This is a genomic window from Thioclava kandeliae (assembly GCF_040297545.1).
GTDB classification, from domain to species: domain Bacteria; phylum Pseudomonadota; class Alphaproteobacteria; order Rhodobacterales; family Rhodobacteraceae; genus Thioclava; species Thioclava kandeliae.
Genome location: NZ_JAYWLC010000003.1, coordinates 68,116 through 89,825 on the forward strand (window position 1 = coordinate 68,116; position 21,710 = coordinate 89,825).

17 protein-coding genes and 1 pseudogene are annotated in these 21,710 nt (G+C 62.5%); 12 read left to right on the forward strand and 6 right to left on the reverse strand.

All coding sequences use genetic code 11. The features are described 5' to 3' along the window. The first annotated feature begins 24 nt into the window (after window positions 1-24). From VSX56_RS05010 to VSX56_RS05020, 3 genes are read left to right on the forward strand one after another with little or no spacing between them, the layout of a single operon-like run. Window positions 25-1,134, forward strand: a complete 1,110-nt coding sequence (locus VSX56_RS05010) for a substrate-binding domain-containing protein (protein ID WP_339114614.1) — start codon at window positions 25-27, stop codon at window positions 1,132-1,134. Window positions 1,135-1,157: 23 nt separating this feature from the next. Then, window positions 1,158-2,102, forward strand: a complete 945-nt coding sequence (locus tag VSX56_RS05015; protein ID WP_339114613.1) for an ABC transporter permease — start codon at window positions 1,158-1,160, stop codon at window positions 2,100-2,102. 24 nt (window positions 2,103-2,126) lie between these two features. Next, window positions 2,127-4,604 carry an ATP-binding cassette domain-containing protein gene (locus tag VSX56_RS05020; protein ID WP_350935310.1) on the forward strand — a complete coding sequence of 826 codons (2,478 nt, stop codon included), beginning with the start codon at window positions 2,127-2,129 and terminating at the stop codon, window positions 4,602-4,604. Window positions 4,605-4,717: 113 nt separating this feature from the next. Here VSX56_RS05020 and VSX56_RS05025 read toward each other — a convergent pair whose 3' ends face one another. Beyond that, complete coding sequence (locus VSX56_RS05025) at window positions 4,718-5,689, reverse strand: helix-turn-helix domain-containing protein (protein WP_339114611.1); 972 nt, start codon at window positions 5,687-5,689, stop codon at window positions 4,718-4,720. Between the two features lie 307 nt (window positions 5,690-5,996). Here VSX56_RS05025 and VSX56_RS05030 point away from each other — a divergent pair, with 307 nt between their 5' ends. Further along, window positions 5,997-7,511 carry an amidase gene (locus tag VSX56_RS05030; RefSeq protein ID WP_350935313.1) on the forward strand — a complete coding sequence of 505 codons (1,515 nt, stop codon included), beginning with the start codon at window positions 5,997-5,999 and terminating at the stop codon, window positions 7,509-7,511. A gap of 88 nt (window positions 7,512-7,599) precedes the next feature. Here VSX56_RS05030 and VSX56_RS05035 read toward each other — a convergent pair whose 3' ends face one another. Continuing rightward, window positions 7,600-8,325 carry a helix-turn-helix transcriptional regulator gene (locus VSX56_RS05035; protein WP_350935315.1) on the reverse strand — a complete coding sequence of 242 codons (726 nt, stop codon included), beginning with the start codon at window positions 8,323-8,325 and terminating at the stop codon, window positions 7,600-7,602. Between the two features lie 276 nt (window positions 8,326-8,601). Between VSX56_RS05035 and VSX56_RS05040 the strand changes: the two genes are divergently transcribed. From VSX56_RS05040 to VSX56_RS05075, 8 genes are all read left to right on the forward strand, one after another. Next, window positions 8,602-9,852: an ABC transporter substrate-binding protein gene (locus VSX56_RS05040; protein ID WP_339114608.1), complete on the forward strand. Its 1,251-nt coding sequence runs from the start codon at window positions 8,602-8,604 to the stop codon at window positions 9,850-9,852. A gap of 10 nt (window positions 9,853-9,862) precedes the next feature. Then, complete coding sequence (locus VSX56_RS05045) at window positions 9,863-10,729, forward strand: ABC transporter permease subunit (RefSeq protein WP_339114607.1); 867 nt, start codon at window positions 9,863-9,865, stop codon at window positions 10,727-10,729. Next, complete coding sequence (locus VSX56_RS05050) at window positions 10,726-11,751, forward strand: ABC transporter permease subunit (RefSeq protein ID WP_349295372.1); 1,026 nt, start codon at window positions 10,726-10,728, stop codon at window positions 11,749-11,751. Before VSX56_RS05045 ends, VSX56_RS05050 begins: the two co-directional genes overlap by 4 nt. After that, entirely contained in the window at window positions 11,748-12,467 is a 720-nt protein-coding gene (locus VSX56_RS05055; RefSeq protein ID WP_339114605.1) for an ATP-binding cassette domain-containing protein, read from the forward strand. Before VSX56_RS05050 ends, VSX56_RS05055 begins: the two co-directional genes overlap by 4 nt. Further along, window positions 12,464-13,174, forward strand: a complete 711-nt coding sequence (locus tag VSX56_RS05060; protein ID WP_339114604.1) for an ABC transporter ATP-binding protein — start codon at window positions 12,464-12,466, stop codon at window positions 13,172-13,174. The genes VSX56_RS05055 and VSX56_RS05060 overlap by 4 nt, the downstream gene beginning before the upstream one ends. A 19-nt stretch (window positions 13,175-13,193) precedes the next feature. Next, window positions 13,194-14,534 carry an amidase family protein gene (locus VSX56_RS05065; RefSeq protein ID WP_350935319.1) on the forward strand — a complete coding sequence of 447 codons (1,341 nt, stop codon included), beginning with the start codon at window positions 13,194-13,196 and terminating at the stop codon, window positions 14,532-14,534. 167 nt (window positions 14,535-14,701) lie between these two features. Then, a complete protein-coding gene (locus tag VSX56_RS05070) occupies window positions 14,702-15,643 on the forward strand; it encodes an NADP-dependent oxidoreductase (RefSeq protein WP_350935322.1) in 942 nt (313 codons plus the stop codon). Window positions 15,644-15,708: 65 nt separating this feature from the next. After that, entirely contained in the window at window positions 15,709-16,926 is a 1,218-nt protein-coding gene (locus VSX56_RS05075; protein WP_350935324.1) for an MFS transporter, read from the forward strand. 172 nt (window positions 16,927-17,098) lie between these two features. Here the strand turns inward: VSX56_RS05075 and VSX56_RS05080 are convergent, their stop codons facing one another. From VSX56_RS05080 to VSX56_RS05090, 4 genes and pseudogenes are all read right to left on the reverse strand, one after another. After that, window positions 17,099-18,073: an ABC transporter permease gene (locus tag VSX56_RS05080; protein WP_339114600.1), complete on the reverse strand. Its 975-nt coding sequence runs from the start codon at window positions 18,071-18,073 to the stop codon at window positions 17,099-17,101. Beyond that, window positions 18,070-19,839: an ABC transporter permease subunit gene (locus VSX56_RS05085; RefSeq protein ID WP_434096009.1), complete on the reverse strand. Its 1,770-nt coding sequence runs from the start codon at window positions 19,837-19,839 to the stop codon at window positions 18,070-18,072. The genes VSX56_RS05080 and VSX56_RS05085 overlap by 4 nt, the downstream gene beginning before the upstream one ends. A gap of 210 nt (window positions 19,840-20,049) precedes the next feature. Continuing rightward, window positions 20,050-20,469 (reverse strand): annotated as a pseudogene (locus VSX56_RS20825) (ATP-binding cassette domain-containing protein); the annotation flags it as partial. Between the two features lie 90 nt (window positions 20,470-20,559). After that, a complete protein-coding gene (locus VSX56_RS05090) occupies window positions 20,560-21,654 on the reverse strand; it encodes a substrate-binding domain-containing protein (RefSeq protein ID WP_339114598.1) in 1,095 nt (364 codons plus the stop codon). Window positions 21,655-21,710 lie beyond the last annotated feature (56 nt).

Sequence of the window (21,710 nt, forward strand, 5' to 3'; positions counted from 1 at the left end):
TGCGCCCGAATGAAAGAGGGAAACATGAAGCTTACCAAAACTGTACAACTCGGGATCGCGGCGTTGGCACTGTCGGCGGGCGCGGCCTTTGCGGAAGCTGACCAGCATCCCCTGAAGGTTGGCACGATCGACGAATTCAAGGATATTTCGCAGTTCTGTGGCACCAAGCCCCTGCGCGTGGCTTATTCGACCGGCTCTTCGGGTGATCCGTGGCGCAAGATTTCCAAGGCGGAATTCGAGCTCGAGGCGGCGAAATGTCCCAATATCAAAGAAGCCCGCTATGTCGATGCACGCGGCTCCGTCGAGCAGCAGATCTCCGATATCACCGGTCTGGCGGCGCAGGGCTTTGACGTGATTGTGGTGCGCCCCGATGGAGGGCAGGCACTGCTGCGGGCGATGAGCCAGGCCATGAAGCGCGGTGCGAAGGTCGTTCCCTTCTATGGCGGCACCTCCTGGCCGGGCACCCCGGGGAAGGATTATGTCGGCATGGTCACGGCCGACCAGAATATCGAAGGCGAGATGGCGGCCAAATGGATCGTCAAGCAGCTCAATGGTGAAGGCAATGTCATCATGCTTGGCGGCGCGCCGGGGGCGGACTCGACCCAGAACACCTTTGACGGCGCGATGAGCGTTTTCAAGGACCATCCGGGTATCAAGATGTTGGAAGATGCGCCCGTCACCACCAATTGGGACCGTGCGCAATACCAGCAGGTCATGACCTCGCTTCTAGCGAAATACCCCAAGATTGACGCCGTGATCTCCGATTACGGGATCGGCTCGATGGGCGCTATCCGTGCCTACGAGATCGCCGGCAAGAAAATCCCGCTCTGGGCGACCCGTGACGGGAACGAGTTGGCCTGCTACTGGAAAGAGCATCACGCCGACAATCCGGACTTCCAGCTCTTCACCACTTCGGCAGGCACCTGGCTGACCCGTCTTGCCCTGCGCAAGGGTGTGGCTGCGGCCAACGATATCGAGAATGACGAGCCGACGATCATCATCGATCCGGTGATCGACGAGACGACCTCGGATGATCCGAAAAAGGCGCCGGTCTGTGATCCCGACTTGCCCATGGGCGCCCATGTCTCCTCCTTCACCATGACGAAAGAGCAGATGCAGGACGTCTTTAAGTAAGCGAAGACAGAAGGACCCTTCCGATGACCAACTATTTTCAACGTAACGAGTTCAGGGCCATTGCGGCCCTGATCCTGCTGCTCATCGTCGGAGGGGTTGCAGCGCCGTCGACCGTGACGCTGACGGCTCTTGCGGGACTGATGCCCTTTGCGGGGATCACCGCAGTGACGGCAGTCGGCCAGCACCTCGTGATCCAGCAGCGCGGCCTAGATATCTCGGTCGCGGGGCTGTTCTCGCTATCGGCCGTGCTGGTGACGGCACTCGATCCGGCAGGAACCAGCGGTATGACCGCGACCGGGCTCGTGCTGCTGGCTCTTGCGGTGGGTGCGGGGATCGGCCTGATCAACGGTCTGACCGTGACCCGCCTCGGCGTGCCGCCTCTGGTGGTAACCATTGCGATGAATTCCATACTGCTTGGCCTTGTGTTGCAGTTCTCCGGCGGCGCGCCGCAGGTGGTTCCGGTGCCGATCGCCGATATCGCGGTCGGGCGGGTTCTCGGCCTGCCCAATGCTTTCCTTGCGGGACTGTTACTTGTGGTGCTGGTAGCCTTTGTGCTGACACGGACCACGCTCGGGCGCCGCTTCAAGGTGGTGGGGCTCAACCCGCGCACCGCCGCCGCCCTCGGTTTCCGTGTCGAGCTGTTCCAGCTGGGCGCCTATGTGGCCGCTGGCGTGCTCTTCGCCGCAGCCGGTGTGATCTTCGCAGGTCTTTCCAACGTGCCGTCCCTGATGGGCGGGGATGCCTATATGCTGGCCTCGGTGGCCGCCTATGTCGTGGGGGGCAATTCGCTGACCGGCGAGCGATCCTCGGTTCTGGCCACGGGGATCGGCGCCTTCTTCCTGACATATCTGGGTCAGCTCGTCGTATCGCTGGGGCTTGATACCTCCGTGCAGTATCTCATTCAGGCGCTCATCGTGCTCTTGGGGGTCTGCCTGCCGACCATCGCCCAACGCCTGAAGACCGCGTGAGGTCGTAACATGAAAGATACCCAAATGACCGACATCATGGAGACGCCCGCAGCCGAACCCGTGCTCGTTCTGGATGCCATCAGCAAATCCTTCGGCCCCGTGAAGGCGCTCAAGGGGGTCAGCCTCAAGGCATGGCCCGGCGAGGTTCATGCGATCGTGGGCGAGAATGGCGCGGGAAAATCCACGTTGATCAATTGCGCAGCGGGCGTGCTTGCGCCCAATACCGGCACAGTGACCATTGCAGGCCGTCTGGCCAAGGCCCAGCCCGCCTTCGTGCGAGAGATGGGTCTGTCGGTGGCCTTCCAGCATCCGGCGCTCGCCCCCGATCTGACCGTGCTGGAAAACCTCCGCCTTGCGCGCAAGGATCTGAGCATGGAGGCGGCGCAGGCGCTTCTGGATCGCGTCTCGACCAAGGCTTTGGCGATGGATCTGAAATCGCGCGCGGGCGAGCTGTCTCTGGCGCAGGAACATGTGCTCGAGATCGCGCGTGCGCTTGCGAGCCGCCCGAAAGTCTTCATCTTCGATGAGCCGACCGAGCCATTCCAGGATCCCGAGGTGCGTCATCTCTTCAAGCTGATTGCCGAGCTGAAGGCCGAGGGCACCGCGATCATCTATATCTCGCACCGTCTCAAGGAGGTGATGTCCATCGCCGACCGGCTCTCGGTGCTGCGCGATGGCGATCTGATCGAGACGCGGGTGGCGTCGAAATTCACCCCGCAGGAGATCGTCGATCTGATCGTGGGTCGCCCGCTGGGGCAGGTCTTCCCCGCAAAGGGCAAGATCGGCACGGGACCGAAGCCGCTGGTGGTGGCCGGTCTCTCGGGGCATGGCTTCAGCAATGTCTCGCTGGAAATGCGTCCGGGCGAGATCGTGGGTCTGGCGGGTGTCGAAGGGCAGGGGCAACGGGAGTTCCTGCGCGCCCTTGCCGGCGTGAGCCCCGCCACTTCGGGCGATATCCGGGTGGATATGGTCGAACCCAAAGCGGGGGTCGCCAATTTCCGTCGTGCCGGCATCGCCTTTGTGCCCGACGACCGCCATGCCGAAGGTCTGGTCCTGTCGCTGTCGATCAAGGAAAACGAGGGGCTTGGCCAGCTCGAGCGGATCTCTTCGAACGGGGTTCTGTCGGAGACGCGCGAAAAGGCGCTGGCTGAGAAAATCCACGCCGATTTGCGGGTGAAGGCCCCCACAGTCGAGACGCCGGTCTCGGCACTGTCGGGCGGCAACCAGCAGAAGGTTCTGATGGGTCGCGAGATGGCGATGGGCCCCAAGCTGATGCTGGTCGACGAACCGACCAAGGGCGTCGATGTGGGGTCGCGCTCGGATATCTATGGCAAGCTGCGCGAGATGGCCAATCAGGGCGTGGCCGTGATCGTCTGCTCTGCCGACGGGGTCGAGATCGAGGGTCTGTGTGACCGCGTTCTGGTCTTCTCGCGTGGGCGGGTCGTGGCCGAACTGTCGGGCGCGGATGTCAATGATGCCAAGATCACCGAGGCCAATCTCAACGCCACCGGTATCCGCGAGGCTGCCGATGATGTGAGCCGCAAGACCAGAAGCCGCTGGCTCTCCTCGGACCAGCTTCCGGCCGGCATTCTGGTGCTGCTCTCGGTTCTGGTAATGGGCATTACCCAGTGGCAGAGCCCCTATTTCCTTTCGGCCTTCTCGTTGCAATCCATCGCCACGCTGACCGCGATCCTCGCGCTTGCGGGCTTTGCGCAGATGTTCGTGATGATGAAGGGGGGCATCGACCTCTCGGTGGGGCCGGTCGCGGGGCTGGCCGTGGTGCTGGCCTCCTTCCTCGTGACCGACACGCCACCTCTGGGCACTTTTGGCGGGATCCTTGCCATTCTGGCGCTCTGCACCCTGATCGGGCTGGCGCATGGTCTGCTGGTGGAAAAGCTGAAGCTTCCGGCCATCGTTATCACGCTTGCGACCTATACCGGCCTTCAGGGTCTGTCGCTGATCCTGCGGCCCTCACCTGCGGGGATGATCGGGGGGGACTTCATGGATGGGGCACAGGCGCTTGTCGGGCCGCTGCCCGCAGTCTTCGTCGTGATCGTTCTGGCGGCGGTTGCTGCCGAATACCTGCTCTTCCGGCGTCCGGCAGGTCGCGCCTTGCGGGCGGTCGGCTCTAATCCGAAATCCGCCGAAATGATCGGTCTCAAGCGCGCGCGCATCGTCATTCTGGCCTTCGTCACCAGCGGTTTCCTTGCGGGGCTCGCGGGCGTGCTGCTGTCGGCGCAGGTGGGGATCGGTTCACCGACCACGGGTATCAGCTACACGATGATGAGCATTACCGCCGTGGTGCTGGGCGGGGCGCAGATCACCGGCGGGCGCGGATCCTTCCTCTCGACGATGGCGGGCGCGTTCTTCATCCAGACCATCGTTGCGGCGCTGCCTTTCCTCAATCTCGGCGCGGTGTGGCAATATGTGCTCATCGGGGGCGCGACCTTCATCGCGGCGGCCCTGTTCAGCACTGCGAGAAAGCCCGCCAGAGCGCATTGAGCCGCGTTGACGGAACTGGAAAAGCCCGGCAGATCTGCCGGGCTTTTTCTATGGGCGCATAAAAGAAGGGCCGGACGCGCCGACCCTTCCACAATTCATGAAAGACGTGCCGTTTAATGCAGATCCTTGAGAAGGGATTTTGGCGTAAGGCCGAATTCACTCTTGAACGCACGGGAAAAGTGGGAAAAGTCGCTGAAGCCGCATTTCAGGGCAACCTCCGAGACCCGCAGCTCGTGACCCGAGCAGAGCATCTCGTGGGCGCGCTTGAGGCGCTGTGACCAGAGCCAGCGGATGGGGGTGGTATTTTCTGTCGCGAAGATCCGGTTGAGCGTGCGGCGCGAGACACCGAGGACATCGACCAGCCTGTCGCTATCGATGTCACAGTCCTCAAGATTGGCAAGGATCCAGCCCTTTGCCTTGTCCAGCAGGCCGATATGGCGGCTGTTTTCCATCTGCGAGATGCCGTGTTCGCATTCGAAGGCGGCCGTCAGGAGGTCGATCAGTGAATTGGCCACACGCTGCGTGGCCGGGCTGTCGGCGGGAAGATCGAGATCCTGGATCTCCAGCATGATATGCGTCAGCATCTTGCCCAGAGGCGTGTTCCCCGACAATGCGCGCGCGGTCATCGCTTCTGCGTGTGGCATGCGGTTGAGAAGCAGCGAGCGCGGCACCCTGATCCAGTTGCCGCCATAGGTTTCTGCCATGTCGATCTGGAAGGGGCTGTTGGCGTCATACATGATGAAATCGCCGGTCTTCTGGACCGCGTCACGTCCCGACTGAGCAACATGGGCCTGTCCGCGTGTCAGACGCGAGACGAAGAAACTGTCGAGCGGCATCTTTCGCATACAGTTCACGGTGCGTTTGCTGGTCATGCCGCTGGTTTCCAGCTCGCTTACGCCAAGCGAGCCGAGGGGACGCATGCGGATCTTCGCCTCGAAATCTTTTGCATTGCCGCGTGCGCTGTTCTCGGCAGGGCAGAAATGGGCGTGGATCACATCGTTCCAGAAGGCGAAGCGGTCTTTTGCTGGCAGCGCCTGCGCGTTGATGAAGGTCGATGATTTGACATTGGTCGTCAGAGGAATCATTGGCACACTCCGTACATGAATCCGTCATGGGCGATGGCCGCGCTTGCGATCAACAGGCGAGAGAGAAAGCTGATACCACGTTCTGCCGATTGTCTAATTTGCGGGCGAAAACAGGCGGCGCTGGCCATATGGCAGGCAGAATCATAATATTCGCCCTCCGCTCGCCCCGATTTCGGGCGCGTTCTGCCTCTGGAGCGGGCGTCAGGCTTTGGCCGGTTCAGTCAAATTTATTGGCGCAGTCGGCACTGCCGAGATCGTCGCGCGCGGCTAGACTGGTTGGCATTGCCCAAGAAGGATCAGCACTGTCATGGCCCCCAAACTGCCCACTCAGGCGCAGATGCGTGACCTCGCCGCAAACTGCGGTCTCTCGCTTTCCGACGAGGAACTGGAGGATTACCGTAAGGCGATCGGCGACCGGATCACGTCTTACGAGCGGCTCGATGGGATGGCTGACGATATCCCTCAATCCTCATATCCGAGGCTGCAGGGATATCGCCCGCAGGCCGGGGAGAACCCGCATAATGCCTGGTATTGGAAGACCTCGATCAAGGGGGCGCCAAGCGGTAAGCTGAAGGGCAAGACGGTCTCGCTCAAGGACAATATCATGCTGGCCGGTGTGCCCATGATGAACGGGTTCTCGGTGCTTGATGGCTATGTGCCCGAGTTCGACGCGACCGTGGTGACGCGCATTCTTGATGCGGGCGGCGAGATCGCGGGCAAGGCGCATTGTGAATTGCTGTGCATGACGGGCAGTTCCTTCACCAATTCGACCGGCCCCGTGCATAACCCGTGGCGGCAGGGCTATTCGGCGGGCGGCTCGTCCTCCGGTTCCGCGGTGACGGTGGCCACCGGCGAGGTGGACATGTCTGTTGGTTGCGATCAGGGCGGCTCCATCCGTATGCCCTCGTCCTTCTGCGGCATCTACGGCATGAAACCCACCCATGGCCTGGTGCCCTATACCGGCATCATGCCGATCGAGATCCAGATCGACCATGCCGGTCCGATGACCCGCACGGTCGAGGATAACGCGCTGCTGCTGGAGGTTCTGGCAGGCGATGATGGGTTTGACCCGCGCATCAAGACTCCGATCGTGAAAGACTATACCAAGGCGCTGACCGGCGAGGCCAGAGGGCTGAAGATCGGCATTTTGAAAGAGGGCTTCGAGGACCGTCACGCCGACCCGGCGGTCAACGAGAAGGTGCGCGCCGCGGCAAAGCGGTTCGAGGCGCTGGGTGTGGAGGTGGTCGAGATCTCGGTCCCGATGCACCATGATGCGGGCCATATCTTCCAGGCGATCTGCACTGAAGGCACCTATGCCACCATGTTCGAGGGCGACGGTTTTGGCACTTCGCGAAGCCATCTTTATGCGACCTCGTTGATGGACCGCTATCGCAGCTGGCGGATGCGGGCGGACGAGCTGTCCTCACATGCCAAGATCGGGCTGTTGGCGGGGCGGTATTTCAAGGACCAGACCGGCACGCGTTATTATGGCAAGGGCATGAACCTCTCGCGCCGTCTGCGCGCAGCCTATGATGCGGCGCTCGCCAAGGTCGATTTGCTCCTGATGCCGACGACCGCTGTGACCGCGAAACCTTTCCCGACCCGGGACATGTCCTTTGACGAGGTCATCACCCGCGGGCTGGAAATGGTCGGGATTACCTGCGCCTTCGACATCACGCATCATCCCGCGATGTCCGTGCCTTGTGGTCTGGCCGATGGTCTGCCGGTGGGCATGATGTTGGTCGGGCGGCATTTCGACGAGGATGTGATCTACCGCGCGGCCCATGCGTTCGAGCAGTCAGGCGACTGGAAGACATTCTGAGGGTTCAGGCTTCCCCGTCAGGTCGGGTCTCCATGCCCGCCTGCGACTTGCGGCGCGGTCTTATGATCGCGCCGTTTTTTATTCTGCCTTACTCGGTCAGGCAGGCGGTGCGCACGGCAAGCGCCGTCTTGTTGCGTGCACCGTGTTTGTGCATCGCGTTGGAGATATGCGTGCGCACGGTGGCAAATCCGATCTGCAGGTGTGCGGCGATTTCGCGGTCGGTCAGACCCTGTCCCAACAACTGGCAGATCTCGGTTTCGCGGGGGCTGAGCGCAGGCGGGGGCTCTGCCGGAAGGCGTTCCAATGCTGCCTTGAAATGAGGCGCGAGCCCCGCCAGCAGCATCGTTTCGCGGGAGGCGAAATTCTCGCGCGTGCTCCGCCGCCAGAACCGCAGGTCGCCGAGGTCGTGTCCATCCGCGCCAAAGGCGAAGAGATTGAGCCCCCATTCGAGTTTGTCGCGCTTGAGAAGGTCTTGATAGAAGGCCGTGCGCCGAAGCTCCGTGCGGTCGATGACCTCATCCAGGATGACCGGTCTCGCGGTTTGTCGCATCCGGAAAGTGATCGGGTCATCATATTGGAAAGTCGAAAGATAAAGGGCCTCTATCTCGGGATTACCACCCTCGTAGACCAGCTTTCCGAAGCGGGCCTCCGTGTCATCCCAGCTACAGCTCGAGACGGTATCGGCCCGCATCACGACGCGGAGATCGCCCAGAATATTCCGCCGGACCTCTTCACGCGAACGCGCCTGTGCAAGTGTTGCGATCACCGCCGCATAGCTGTTGATTTCGGTGCTGGTAAGGTCTGAAACGCCCATAGTTCCGGTCAGTCCTCCGGCCACTTTTCCGTCTCTCCAAGATTAACGTGAGGGGGGGCGAAAAATGAAGAGTCGTCCTTTCTGGCTTGAGTGTTTCCGGCTTTCTCTTGGTCGAATGCCGGATTTTTAGGCGGGTGTCGCATATTTATACAAAGAGGGGGAATTTCTGCTCTTTTCTGCCTCCGCAAAAATGGGGAGGAGGCGGGTTTCCCTCTCAACTTCCGCTCGCCGGGACGGCCCAATCGGGGGAGTTATCGCCTTACCGGAGCTCTCGCCATGACCGAAAAATCCCGCTTCCAGCTCAGCCGCCGTCGTCTGCTCGGGCAGGCCGCAGGGGCCGCCCTTGCCACGCCGTTTCTTGCAAGGATGTCGTTTGCTGCCTCCGACACGATCCGTATCGGCAATATCCTCGATATGACCGGCCCGATCGGGCCGGGTGGTCAGGCCGTGGCGCCGGGGATGGAGCTCGCCGTCAAGCATCTTAACGATAAGGGCGGCGTTCTGGGGCGCCAGATCGAGCTGGTGAATTACGACACCCAGTCGAATATGCAGCTCTATACCCAATATGCGCAGCAGCTGGCGCTGAAGGATAAGGTGGATGTGGTCTTTGGCGGGCTTACCTCGGCCTCCCGCGAGGCGATCCGTCCGATCTTCGACCGCTTCAAGACGCTCTATTTCTACAACGTCCTCTATGAAGGCGGCGTCTGCGACCGCAACACGTTCTGCACCGGCACCACGCCCGCCCAGACCGTCTTGCCGCTGGTCGAGGATACGGCCAAACGTTTCGGCAAGAAGGTCTATATTATCGCTGCCGATTACAATTACGGCCATATCACCGCCAAATGGATGCAGAACGGCGTGCTGGACAATGGCGGCGAGGTCGTGGGCACCGATTTCTTCCCGCTGGATGTTACCAACTTCTCTTCCGCCATCGCGCGTATCCAAGCCGCCAATCCCGATTATGTGCTGGCCGCACTTGTGGGGGCCAACCATCTGGGCTTCTACCGCCAGTGGGAAGCTGCAGGGCTTCTGGCGAAAATCCCGTTGGCCTCCTCGAATTTCGGGGTCAATTCGGAGATCATCACGCTCGAACCCCAGACCACCAATGGCATCGTAGCCGCAGGCGGCTATTTCGACAGTATCGATACGCCCGAGAGCAATGCCTTCCTCGAGGAGGTGACCCCGATGCTGCCGCCCAGCACGGCCTGCACCGAGATCACCGTCTCGAGCTATGAGGCGATGATGCTCTACGCACAGGCGCTGGAAAAGGCAGGCACGACGGACCGGATGAAGGTGATCGAGGCGCTGGAAAGCGGGCTGGAGTTTGTCGGGCCGTCGGGCAAGGTCACACTCGATCCGAAGACCCACCATACCGTGCGCAGCGCATTCATTGCCGAGGCGAAGGACGGTAAATGGGACATCCAGAAGCGTCTCAGCGATGTGGCGCCGGCTGACACTGCTGCTGTCTGCGACCTGATCGCTAATCCGAAGACGAACAAGCAATTCGTCGTCGATACCAAGATGTAAAGGCCAAGTTATGGAACTTACAGGGCTTCTTGCCTATAATATTCTGGTGGGGATCGGCACGCTTGTGCTGATCACCATCGGCCTCGGGGTGATCTTCGGCATGATGAAGATCATCAATCTCGCGCATGGCGAATTCATGATGATCGGCGCCTATACGGTGGTTCTGGCCACCGGCGCGGGTGTGAATATCTGGATCTCCATGTTCCTCCTTGCGCCGCTTGTTTCCGGTCTGTTGGGGCTGATCACCGAGCGTCTCTTGATGCGCCATCTCTATGGCCGGATGATCGATACAATGCTGGCCACATGGGGGCTGAGCCTTCTGATCATTGGCGCCATCACCGTGATTTTTGGCAATCAGACGCGCGGGATCTCCTCGCCGGTAGGAAATATGTCGATCGGTCGCTTCGATGTTGGGCTGCATGGCATGGTCATCGTGCTGACGGCCATCGGGGCGCTGGCCGCCGTGGCTTGCGTGCTGAAATTCACCAAGCTCGGGCTGATCGTGCGGGCGACAATGCAGAACTCGGCCATGGCCTCGGCTTTGGGGGTTGCACCCAAGCGCGTCTATATGGGCACATTCGCCACCGGCACGGCGCTTGCGGGTCTCGCAGGCGGCGTGCTGGCACCGATCTCGGGCGTGGCGCCGACGATGGGCGCGGCCTATATCGCCAAGGCCTTCATCACCGTGCTGGGGGGCGGGCCTGCCATTGTCACCGGCACGGGCCTTGCCTCGACCCTCTTCTCGCCCATCAACGAGATCGTCTCCTTCAAGGCGACCCCGATCATTGGCGAGGTGGCCATGCTGGTGGCGGCAATCATCATCGTGCGCCTGCTGCCGCAGGGCATCACCGGACGTTTCTTCAGGAGAAGCCTATGACCAGCAAACGCACAGGCTTTTACGCCGCCGTGGTGGCGGGGATCGTGGCGCTGGTCGCCGTGCCGCAGACCATGGATATGTTCACCGTGATGCAGCTGACGGGCTTTGTGGCGATGGCGGTCTTCGCGCTTAGTCAGGGCTTTGTCTGGGGCTTTGCGGGGATCATGAGCTTTGGCCAAGCGGCTTTTCTGGGCCTTGGCGCCTATAGCTATGCCGTGGCCGCAATCAATTTCGGCGATAGCACGCCCGCGATGGCCGTGGGTATTCTGGTGCCGGTGATCTTTGCAGGGCTTCTGGGCTATTTCATGTTCTATGGCCGGATCAGCGATGCCTATGTCGGCGTGATCACCATGACCACCTCGATCATCCTGTTCAACCTGATCAACTCCACCTCTGGCGATGCCTACCGTGTGGGCGAGGCGGCGCTTGGCGGGTTCAACGGGATCCCCTCGGTGCCGACCCTCAATATTCCGGGCGATCCGGAGGCCGTTCTGGACCCCAACCAGCTGTGGTATGTGACGATGGGCTGTCTGATCCTGTGCTATATCGCGCTCCATGCCGTGCTGCGCTCGCGCTTTGGCGCGGTGACGGTGGCTATCCGCGAGAATGAGACACGGGTGACACTGCTGGGATATGACGCACGTTTCTACAAGCTGGTCGCCTTCATGATCTCGGCGGCGGTCGCAGGGCTTGCGGGCTGTCTCTACACCAATTGGGGCGCCTATATCTCGCCCACGATCTTCGCTCTCGCGATCTCGGCACAGGCGATCATCTTCGTGCTGGTCGGTGGTCTTGGCACGCTGATCGGGCCGATCCTCGGGGCTTTTGTCCTGCAATGGCTGATGAGCTCTGTTGGCCAGCAAAGCGTGCTGGACGCCAATCTGGTGATGGGCGCGGTGCTGATCGTCTTCGTGCTTCTGGTGCCTAAAGGTGTGGTGCCGCTGATCCGCGACACTCTCTGGCCGATGCTGCAGCACCGTTTCGGCGCGCGCTCGTCCCTTGAAAAGGAGGCCCATGAATGACTGTGCCCTTGATCGAAACCAAAGGCCTCACGATGCGCTTCGGCGGTGTGGTCGCTGTCAATAACGTCGATTTCACCCTGCGCGAGATGGAGCTGCGCTGCCTCATCGGGCCGAACGGGGCTGGCAAGAGCACCTTCTTCAAGATGCTCACCGGCCAGCTCACGCCCAGTTTGGGCACGCTTCTCCACCGCGGGGACAGTATCGCGGGTCTCTCGCCGCATCAGATTGCGCGGCGCGGGGTGGGGGTGAAGACCCAGACGCCCAATGTCTTCGACGGGCTCTCGGTGATCGAGAATATCATGGTCTCGGCCACCCGCCTGCATACCCGCAAGATGGCCCGCGAAATCGTGGACGAGGTGGTTGCGCGGGTTGAGCTGGGGGCGATTGCCAACCGGCAGGTCGGTATCCTGTCGCATGGCCAGCGCCAATGGGTCGAGATCGCGACCGTTCTGGCGCAGAAACCCGATCTGGTGCTGCTCGATGAACCCGTGGCGGGCATGAGCGACGAGGAGGTTGACCGCACCGCCCAGATCATCCGCGAGATCAATCGCGAGCGCGCGGTTGTGGTGGTCGAACATGACATGGTCTTCATCCGCAAGATCGCCAAGACGGTGACCGTCTTCAATCAGGGTGCGGTGCTGGTGGAGGGCGATGTGGATGCGGTGCTCTCCGACCAGCGCGTGCGCGATGTCTATCTTGGAAAGGCTGCGGCATGAGTTTGCTAAGTGTTTCGGGTGTCGAGACCCGCTATGGCCGTGTGCCCGCGCTTTTCGGTGTGGATCTCACGGTCGGGGAGGGCGAGTTTGTCTCGGTGCTGGGCCATAACGGCATGGGAAAATCGACCCTGCTGAAGACGATCATGGGCTTCCTGCCCACCTCCGAAGGCAGGATCGAGTTCGAGGGCACGCCGCTCAAGGGCAGCCCGACCGAGGCGCGGGCGCGCGCAGGTATCGGCTATGTGCCGCAGGGCCGCCAGATTTTCCCGACGCTGAGCGTGATGGAAAACCTGCGCATGGGGTGCCTTCTGTCCAAATCGCCCGAAGACCAGAAGATCGAAGAGATCCTTCAGGCCTTCCCGCGTTTGACGCGGCTTCTGGGGCGTGCGGGTGGCGCACTTTCGGGGGGCGAGCAGCAGTTGCTGGCGCTCGCGCGGTGTCTATGTGGTGACCCCAGACTGATCTTGCTCGACGAGCCGACGGAGGGCATCCAGCCCTCGATCATCGAGGAAATGATCGAAACGCTCCACGGGCTGAAAGCCTCGCACGCGATCACGCTTCTTCTGGTGGAGCAGAACCTGAATTTTATCACCCAGCTCTCCGAGCGCGTGATGATCCTCAAGCGCGGGCGGATCACCGGCGAGGTGCCGCAATCGGCCATCGGTGATACGCGCGCAATGGAAGATGTGGCCGCCCAGTTGATGTAAGCGGTTGAAGGAAAGAATGATGACGACAGAAAACCGGATGACGCTGGCGCAGGCGCGTGCGATCATCGCCGCTGAAGGGGTGGGGGCTCTCGCTTCCCGTCTGGGCACGCTGGCCGCGTCCAACCCGCTCCATGCTGTGATCGCGCAGGATTATTCCGCGCCCGAGACAGGCTCGGGTCCGCTGGCGGGCATTCCGATCGGCGTGAAGGATAATATCGACGCGGTTCCCTTTGCCACAACCGGCGGCTCGCCCGCGATGGCGGGGTATTTCCCTGCGGAGGATGCCGGTATTGTCGCGCGGATCCGCGCTGCCGGCGCATGGGTGCCGGCCAAGCTGAACCTGCATGAGTTCGCCTTCGGGATCACCTCGGACAATGGTGCCTATGGCGCGGTCCTCAACCCCTATGACGACAATCGCACCGCGGGCGGGTCGTCGGGCGGGTCCGGCGCGGCAGTGGCGGCCGGTATCGTGCCTGCGGCTATCGGCACCGATACCGGTGCAAGCGTCCGGATTCCCGCCTCTTTCTGCGGCGTGGTGGGGCTGCGCCCATCGACGGGGCGCTATTCGACGCAAGGCGTGCTACCGATCTCGTGGTCGCGCGACACCCCCGGCTTTCTGGCCAATTGCGTGGCGGATGTGGCCGAACTGGATGCGGTTGCCGCGCCCACCGGCCTGTCCGAACCGGTGCTGCCCGACCGCCCCTTGCGGCTGGGTCTGGCGCAGGACGCGCGACCGGGGCTTTGCGACAAGGTCGAGGAGAGGTTTGACGCGGTGCTGGCCGATTTGGCCCAAAAGGGCATTGTCGAGGTCATCGACCTTCCCGCGCTAGGCTACCGCGAGGCGCAGGAGGCCTATGACGTGCCTACGGCCTCGGTGGAATCCTACGAATTCTGGAGCCGTTTCTGCCCTGATGTGCTGGGGCTGAGCTACGCTACGTTCACCTCCCGGATCGGCAGCCCTGATGTGCAAGCGATTTTTGCGGCGACCCCCGATCTGGCGGCCGAGAACGCGCTGGCCCATGAAACCTATCTGCGCATCATCCGTCCGCAGATGCAGGCCCGCCACGGCGCGCTTTTCGCGGCCCACGGGATCGATGCGCTGATCGCGCCGACCTGTCCGGTGCAGCCTGCCAAACGCGCGGATTACCTGACCATCACCGTTGGTGGCGAGACCCGTCCGATCCTTCCGGTGCTGGCGCAGAACGTATCCTATGCAACCTATATAGGCTGTCCATCGCTGAGCCTCCCGGCAGGGTTGGACAGGGATGGTCTGCCAGTAGGACTGTTGCTGGATGGCCTCGTCGGGGCGGATCGCGCGCTCTTGGAGATGGCGGCGCGCATCGAGGCCGCGCTTGCCTGAGATCTTGGTGCGTCCTGGCGGTATGAGTGAAGGAAAAAAGCTTGACTGTGCAGGCCAAACCTCTGGTCTGTGCGGGCCAATCCATCGTGACGGTCTTGTTTCTCGAGTGGTGCCTATGACATCGGGGGCTGTTGATCCCCGTCAATTCGTAGCTACAGGAGCCTTCCATGCACGCCATGCGTTTTCACAGTTTCGGTCCTGATACCAAAATCTTCTGTGACGAGATCGGGACGCCCGTTCCCGTAGGCGCGCAGGTTCTGGTGCGGCAGGAGGGGTCGAGCCTGAATTATATCGACCTGATGATCCGCGCGGGTGGTTACCCCCGGCTGGATGCCGATGCGTTGCCTTATTGCGGTGGGCGTGACGTGGCGGGCCGGGTCGAGGCTCTGGGCCCAGAGGCCGATCCTGCATTGCTGGGGGCCTTCGTTATCGGGCTGCCCGAGATCGATCGTGGCAGCTTTGCCGATTATATCGTGATGAACCCCTCCGAACTCTGCGTTGTCCCCGATGCCGCTCTGACGCAGGTCGGCGCAGCCGGACTGGGGGCGCTGCCGCTGGTGGCACTGACCGCCTGGCAGGGGCTGCATGATCACGGCCGCATCGTGCAGGGCCAGCGTGTCCTGATCACTGGCGGTTCGGGTGGCGTGGGGCATCTTGCCATCCAGATCGCCAAGGCTGCGGGCGCCGAGGTCTGGGCACTGGCGTCGGATGCCAATCAGGCGATGCTGAGCCAGATGGGTGCCGACCATGCGCTCAGCTATCAGGATCCGGAATGGGATGAGGGTCTGCCGGCCTTCGATATGGTTCTCGATCTCGCGGGTGGCGCGACGCTGGCCCGCAGCCTCGCGACCCTGCGTGAGGGCGGTCGGCTGGTATCGGCAGTGGCCCCGCCCGATGAGGTGGCCGCGAAGGCCCGTGGGCTTGCCTATGCACAGTTCTTTATCGCGCAAGCCAGTGGCGCGCAGCTTGCCCCGATCGTCGAACTTGTCGGCGCAGGCCAGCTTCGTGTCCATATCTCCGAAACCTATCCTCTGGCAGAGCTTGAAGCCGCACAGACACGGTTCAAAGCCGGTGGCTTGCGCGGCAAGCTGGCCATCTCCTTCGACTGATCCTCCAGCGGGCCCGATCTGGGCCCGTTTCTCCAGTCTCCCTTTTTGCGCGAAAGCCTATCTTCATGACTTCCCCCGTCACAGACCAACCCCGCTCGACCCTGCTGGCGCGGATCTCCTGTGCCATCGCGATTTTTGCCGCCCTTCTGGGCAGCACGGCCCCGAGCCCGCTTTACCCGCATTATCTTGAAATGCTGGGACTGGGTAAAATGATGGGCACAGCCATCTTTGCGATCTATGCAGGCGGCACTCTGGCTGCGCTGTTTCTGGGCGGATCACTGGCGCAGAAGACCCGTGACCTGCGGCGGCTGATCCTTCCCGGGCTGGTGATCACCGCTTTGGGGGCTGTCATGTTTGCCAGCGCCCACTCGCTGGGGATGCTGCTTGCGGGCCGGTTCCTGAACGGGTTCGGCACGGGGATGATCACCGGCATGGCCTCGGCCTCACTCTTCAGCCTCACCCCGGCTGAGAAGCGCGGCTCCGCGGCTGTGCTGGCAACGTTGGCCTTTACCGGCGGGGCGACGGTCGGCCCGCTGCTGAGCTCGTCTGCCATCGCCATTGATCTGGCACCGACGATCAGCCCTTTCGTGGTGATCGTCGTGCTCTGTCTGGTGGCGGGGGCGGGGCTGATGGCGTGCCATTGGCCCCTCAAGGCGCCTGTCGAGAAAACCGGCACCAAGCCGCAGCCGTCCCGAGGTCAGGTCAACAGGCCGCTCTTCGTGCTGGCCTGTATGGGGGTCGGGACGGCATGGATGGTCGGCTCGGTGCTCATGGCTCTGGGTGCGGATCTGGGGCAGTCGGTCTATATCCTGCCCTCGGCGGCGATTGCCGGTCTGATCCCTGCGGTCTTTCAGCTGTTTGCCGGTATTGGACAGGCGGTCTGGGGTCGGGCCTCGTCCGAGAAAGCCATCCTGTTCGGCATGCTGGGGATTGCCCTCGCGCAGGGCGCGCTGCTCATGGGAGAGCCCACCGGCTCGGGCTTTCTGATGCTGGCACTCATGCCGGTCTCGGGCTTTTTCTACGGGGCGGCCTTCGTGGGGGCGCTCGGCATGGCCAATCTTTCGGCCCCGCCCGAGCTGCGCGGGCTCTATATCTCGCGCTTCTATGTGGCGGGATATATCGCGAATGCCATCCCCACGGTGGTGGTGGGCTATCTGAGCGATACGCTCGGTCTTGCGACAGCCTTCGTTCTTTTCTCGGTCTGTCTGGTTGCGGTCGCGGCAGCGACGCTGGGGATGTTGCAATACTGCCGGCGCCGCCGGAGCGATATGGTTTTGTCGTAATTCCGCCAGAGGGCGGTCTATCAACGGACATTCCATGCAAACGGCCCCTCGGGGCCGTTTTTGTCTGTCCTGTGGTGGGGGAGGGCGCATGAAAAAACGGGCGGAGCCAGCATGGGGTGCACTCCGCCCGTCAGGGGATGTTCCTAAGGGCTGCGGCCTGTGCCGCCATGCCTTATTTGCGCAGTTTCGCCAGCAGGCGGGGACCGGCAAGCGCCAGAACGATCACAGTGGCCTGCACCAGATATTGCGCGGGCGTGCCTGCGCCCATGGCCAGCACCATCTGGCCGAGCTGGGTCATGAAGACCGCGGCAATCGCACTGGCGACCACGCTGCCTTTCCCGCCGGTGAAGGGCGTGCCGCCGACCACCACCGCCGCGATCGAGGGGAGCAGATAATCGTTGCCTGCCGTGATCGTGGCCGAGTTGATGAAGCCGGTGAACAGCATGCCGCCCAGCCCGAAGAAGATGGCGCCCACAACATAGGTGCCCATGAGATAGGGGCGCGCGGGGAAGCCCGCAGCCGTCGCCGCCGCAGGGCTTGCGCCCACCGCCGTGAAGCGGCGGCCCATCGGCAGATAGCGGATCGCGGCGGCCATCAGCGCCACCACAACCAGTGCAACGATCAGGATCACCGGCACACCGGCCAGTTTCATATGCACGAAGCCTGCCAGCGGTGCGGGGGCCGAGATCGAGTTTCCGTTCGAGACATGACGCGCGACGCCTGCATAGATCGCGCCCGTAGCCAGCGTCGCCACGATGGGCGTAATCCGGAAGACCGAGACCGCGATCCCGTTCACCAGCCCCATGAGGGCACAGAGCACGACGGTGGCTAAAACCGCCAATGTCAAAGAGCCGGTCTGCAGATAGACCCGCGACACGAGTAGCCCGCCCACGGTCATGATTGCGCCCGAGGACAGATCCATACCGCGTTGCTGGATAATGATGGTCTGGCCTGCCGCCACCACCGCCAGCATGGCGGCAAAGGGCAACATCCCCATCAGCGCGGGCCAGCGCATCGTGCCGGGCGCCAGGACGAAACTTGCCGCAAAGACCAGCACGAGGGGCAGCCAGACCCATGCGAATTCCGAGACATGCAGGCGGGGCTTTGCGCCCGCGCCTTTCGTGTCGATCACCTCTGAATTGCTCATGCCGATACCGCCTTGGATCTGGAATAGGAGTAGAAGGCCACAGCCGCGATGATCAGCCCGCCCAGCAGGTAGTTCTGCCATGCGCTATCAAGCTGCAGGAAGGTTGCGGCCGAATTCACCAGCGAGATGAAGCCCGCGCCGAGAAGGGCGCCGAGAAACAAGCCGCGCCCGCCCATCAGGCTGGTGCCGCCGATGACGACCGCTGCGATGGAGGTCAGCGTGTAACCGAGGCCCGCGCGCGGATCGCCGATGGCCACCTGTTCGATCATCATGATCGCGGCCAGTGCGGTGAGGACCGAGCAGCCCACATAAGCGGCAAACTGCATCACGAGCGGCGTGACACCGGCGACACGGGCGGCCTCGGCATTGGAACCGAAGGCGCGCCAGCGGATGCCCTTGCCGCTGCGCAGCAGGAAGATATCGAGCACGATGGCGGCGATCACGGCGATGATGAAGGTCGCGGGTATGGCACCCATACGATAGCCGATTGTGTCGAGCACGTCGAAATCGGTCATGCCCGCAGGCACCGGACGCAGCAGAAGCGAAACGGCCTGCACCGCCATGTAGGTGGCCAGTGTCGCCACCATTGGGTGCAGCTTCAGCGGGCCGACGAGCAGGAAATTTACCGCCCCCACCATCGCGGCGACAGCGATGATTGCGGCATAGCCCAGCGATGGCATCAGCCACGGATCCCCCGACAGGAAGAACGAGCCCACCACGGCACAAAGCCCCATCAGCGGCCCCACAGAGAGGTCGATCCCGCCGGTCAGCATCAGGAGCTGCTGACCATAGGCCACCATCGCCAGGGTCGCGGTCATCACCATCAGGTTCACCAGCGAGCGTTCCGACAGGAAGAACGGGTTCACCCAGCCCGCTACGGAGCCCAAGATCAGCATTGCGGCCACCAGCATCCAGAAGGGCGCCCAGTCGGAACTGCCCAGCTTGGCCAGTTTGCCGCCGAGGGCTGCCGTATGGGCGCGGGCATTGGTGGCCGTCATCATGGCCTGAGCGATGGCCTCGTCATTGACCTCGTCGCCGGTCAGTTCGGCCACGATCTCGCCACGCGAGAAGACATAGATCCGGTCGCATAGCCCCACCAGCTCGGCACGGTCCGACGAGCAGACGATCTGGCTCATGCCCTCGTCGGCGGCGGCCCGCATGACCTGATAGATCTCGGCGCGTGCGCCCACATCCACACCCTGTGTCGGCTCGTCAAGGAGCAGCACCTTGGGGTCGCCCGCCAGCACCGAGGTGAGCACGACCTTCTGCGCGTTCCCGCCCGAGAGCGAGGAGATCGGCGCCTCGATGCCTGCCATCTTCACCTCGAGACGGGCAAGTTCGGTGCGGGCGCGGCGCTTTTCGGCACCGGCATTGATCAGCCCGCCACGGGTATCCTTCTCGATGGAGCGCAGCGAGAAATTCTCGCGCACCGACAGGCCCGGCAGCAGACCCTCGCGGTGACGGTCGCCCGGCACGAAACGGATGCCTGCCTTGCGGCTGTCACGCGGCGATCTGATCGAGACGAAGCGCTCGGCCACATTCACGCGGCCTTCGATGGGTTTCTGGCCCGCCAGCGCGCGCATCAGCTCGCGTTGGCCATGGCCGTCAATGCCCGCAAGTCCCACGATCTCGCCGCGATCAACGCGCATGACCACATCACGGAAACCCGGCCCGGAGACGCCATGCAGCTCGAAGATCCGCTCCGAATGGACGTCCTTCGCCCGTTTGGGCGGGAAGGGACGCTCGACGCGGCGGCCGACGATCATGGTGATGATCTCGTCTTCCGAGAGATTGGTCGCATCCCGCGTGCCGACCGCACGTCCGTTGCGCAGAACCGAGATCCGCTCTGCGATCTGGCGCACCTCGCGGATACGGTGCGAGATATAGACCACCGCACAGCCCGAGGCCGCCAGTTCCCGCACCACCTCGAACAGACGCACGACATCGCGGCCTGTCAGGTGTTCGGTCGGCTCGTCCAGCACCAGAAGGCGTGGCTGCGAGGCAATCGCCTTCACGATCTCGACGATAAAGCGTTTTTCCGGCAGCAGGCTCTCGATCCGCGCATCGGGGTCGATGCCGGTATCGTCATGCCAGCTGGCCAGCTTGCTGCGCACGAACTCGCGCAGCGCACCCACCGAGGGGCGCAGATGTTTGGGCAGACCGATATGGATATTCTCGGCCACCGTCAGATCGGGCATCAGCGAGGGTTCCTGACGCACGATCGCCAGACCTCTCTCGCGGGTCTCGCCCGGATCGGCACTCAGCGCCTCGCCAAAGAAGCGCACCGTGCCCTCTTCCGGCTCAAGCGCGCCCGACGCCACCGCCATCAGCGTGGATTTGCCGGCCCCGTTCTCGCCCACAAGGGCGTGGATCTCGCCCGGACGGACGGAAAGAGACACATCGTCAAGCGCGGTGACTGGACCGAAACGCTTGGTGATGCCCTCCAGTCGGAGGGCATCGGTTCCAGAAGAAGACACGGTCATGGCTTACTCGTATCCGAAGACTTTTTTCAGCTGGTCTTCCGATAGAAGCGAGCTAAGATCGGCATCCGGCGGCAGCTCTTTGTTGCAGCCAAGCGAGACATTCTTGAAGCTGTCATTGGAGACATAGGGCACCAGCACAGTGCCTTCGGGATCCTCGGTCCCTTCGAATTCCGCCAGCGCGCGACGGAAGGCGAAGCGGATGATGGTGGTGGTGCCATCAAGCGCGTAGAAATCCCAGCCTTTGCCTGCGGCCTTATCATCCTCGAACTTGCAGTTCAGCTCGTTGCCCGAGGCGATGGTCAGGATCGCAGGAACCTTCTCTCCCGCCTGTTGGTAGGCATTGACCACCGCCAGCGCCGCCGGACCATGGTCGGTCACGATGGCATCGATCTTGGGGTAGGTGGCGATCAGTCCTGCTGTCGCCCGTTGGGCATCGGCCATGTTCCAGTTGGTGGTGACATAGCTGTCCTGCAGCAGTTTGACGCCCGGATATTTTTTGATGCCTTCCTTCAGCCCGTTGAAGAAATTGGTCGAGGAGGCGGCACCGGGCGAGCCACCCAGCATGACGATATTCGCATCGCCGAGATTCTGGCCAATCCATTCCGCCCAGAGGCTGCCCGCCACGGTTTGGTCCTGATAGACATTGGCGGTGTAGTCGCGCCCTTGCGTGCCGGAGAGTTTGGAGAAATAGGGCACCATGGTCACGCCTGCACGGGTGGCGGCGCGGAAGGCGGGCATGGAGGCGTCGCCAAAGTCTGCGAAGGGAATGATGATGTCATAGCCCTGGGCGACAAAGCTGTTGATGTCGCTGTTGAATTTCTGCGAATCTCCGCCTGCATCCGCATAGGCGACCTCGGTGATATTGGAACATTTCGAGGCTTCGTCACGCAGCTCTTCTTCGGTCGTGCGACGCCATGTGTCGCCGCCGATGCCGTCGATCAGGGCCACGCGGGCGGGTTTGGTGCCGCACATGCTGGTGATATCGGCGCCCTTGCCCATCTGCGTGGGTTCCTCGGCATGGGCGGCCGTGGCCAGAGTGGCGGCGATCGTGCAGGCGGCAAGCCAGCTGGCGGTCGTTCTGAGGGTGGAAATGGTCATCGGGGATGCTCTCCGTGTTGGATCGTCTTTTGGTTTTAGTTGCCTGCCTTGCGGGC

What these genes read in the sequence shown, in the direction of transcription:
- VSX56_RS05010 (WP_339114614.1), top strand. Translation starts at nt 25, where the DNA reads ATGAAGCTTACCAAAACTGTACAACTCGGGATCGCGGCGTTGGCACTG.
- VSX56_RS05015 (WP_339114613.1), top strand. Translation starts at nt 1,158, where the DNA reads ATGACCAACTATTTTCAACGTAACGAGTTCAGGGCCATTGCGGCCCTG.
- VSX56_RS05020 (WP_350935310.1), top strand. Translation starts at nt 2,127, where the DNA reads ATGACCGACATCATGGAGACGCCCGCAGCCGAACCCGTGCTCGTTCTG.
- VSX56_RS05025 (WP_339114611.1), bottom strand. Translation starts at nt 5,689, where the DNA reads ATGATTCCTCTGACGACCAATGTCAAATCATCGACCTTCATCAACGCG.
- VSX56_RS05030 (WP_350935313.1), top strand. Translation starts at nt 5,997, where the DNA reads ATGGCCCCCAAACTGCCCACTCAGGCGCAGATGCGTGACCTCGCCGCA.
- VSX56_RS05035 (WP_350935315.1), bottom strand. Translation starts at nt 8,325, where the DNA reads ATGGGCGTTTCAGACCTTACCAGCACCGAAATCAACAGCTATGCGGCG.
- VSX56_RS05040 (WP_339114608.1), top strand. Translation starts at nt 8,602, where the DNA reads ATGACCGAAAAATCCCGCTTCCAGCTCAGCCGCCGTCGTCTGCTCGGG.
- VSX56_RS05045 (WP_339114607.1), top strand. Translation starts at nt 9,863, where the DNA reads ATGGAACTTACAGGGCTTCTTGCCTATAATATTCTGGTGGGGATCGGC.
- VSX56_RS05050 (WP_349295372.1), top strand. Translation starts at nt 10,726, where the DNA reads ATGACCAGCAAACGCACAGGCTTTTACGCCGCCGTGGTGGCGGGGATC.
- VSX56_RS05055 (WP_339114605.1), top strand. Translation starts at nt 11,748, where the DNA reads ATGACTGTGCCCTTGATCGAAACCAAAGGCCTCACGATGCGCTTCGGC.
- VSX56_RS05060 (WP_339114604.1), top strand. Translation starts at nt 12,464, where the DNA reads ATGAGTTTGCTAAGTGTTTCGGGTGTCGAGACCCGCTATGGCCGTGTG.
- VSX56_RS05065 (WP_350935319.1), top strand. Translation starts at nt 13,194, where the DNA reads ATGACGACAGAAAACCGGATGACGCTGGCGCAGGCGCGTGCGATCATC.
- VSX56_RS05070 (WP_350935322.1), top strand. Translation starts at nt 14,702, where the DNA reads ATGCACGCCATGCGTTTTCACAGTTTCGGTCCTGATACCAAAATCTTC.
- VSX56_RS05075 (WP_350935324.1), top strand. Translation starts at nt 15,709, where the DNA reads ATGACTTCCCCCGTCACAGACCAACCCCGCTCGACCCTGCTGGCGCGG.
- VSX56_RS05080 (WP_339114600.1), bottom strand. Translation starts at nt 18,073, where the DNA reads ATGAGCAATTCAGAGGTGATCGACACGAAAGGCGCGGGCGCAAAGCCC.
- VSX56_RS05085 (WP_434096009.1), bottom strand. Translation starts at nt 19,839, where the DNA reads ATGATCGTCGGCCGCCGCGTCGAGCGTCCCTTCCCGCCCAAACGGGCG.
- VSX56_RS05090 (WP_339114598.1), bottom strand. Translation starts at nt 21,654, where the DNA reads ATGACCATTTCCACCCTCAGAACGACCGCCAGCTGGCTTGCCGCCTGC.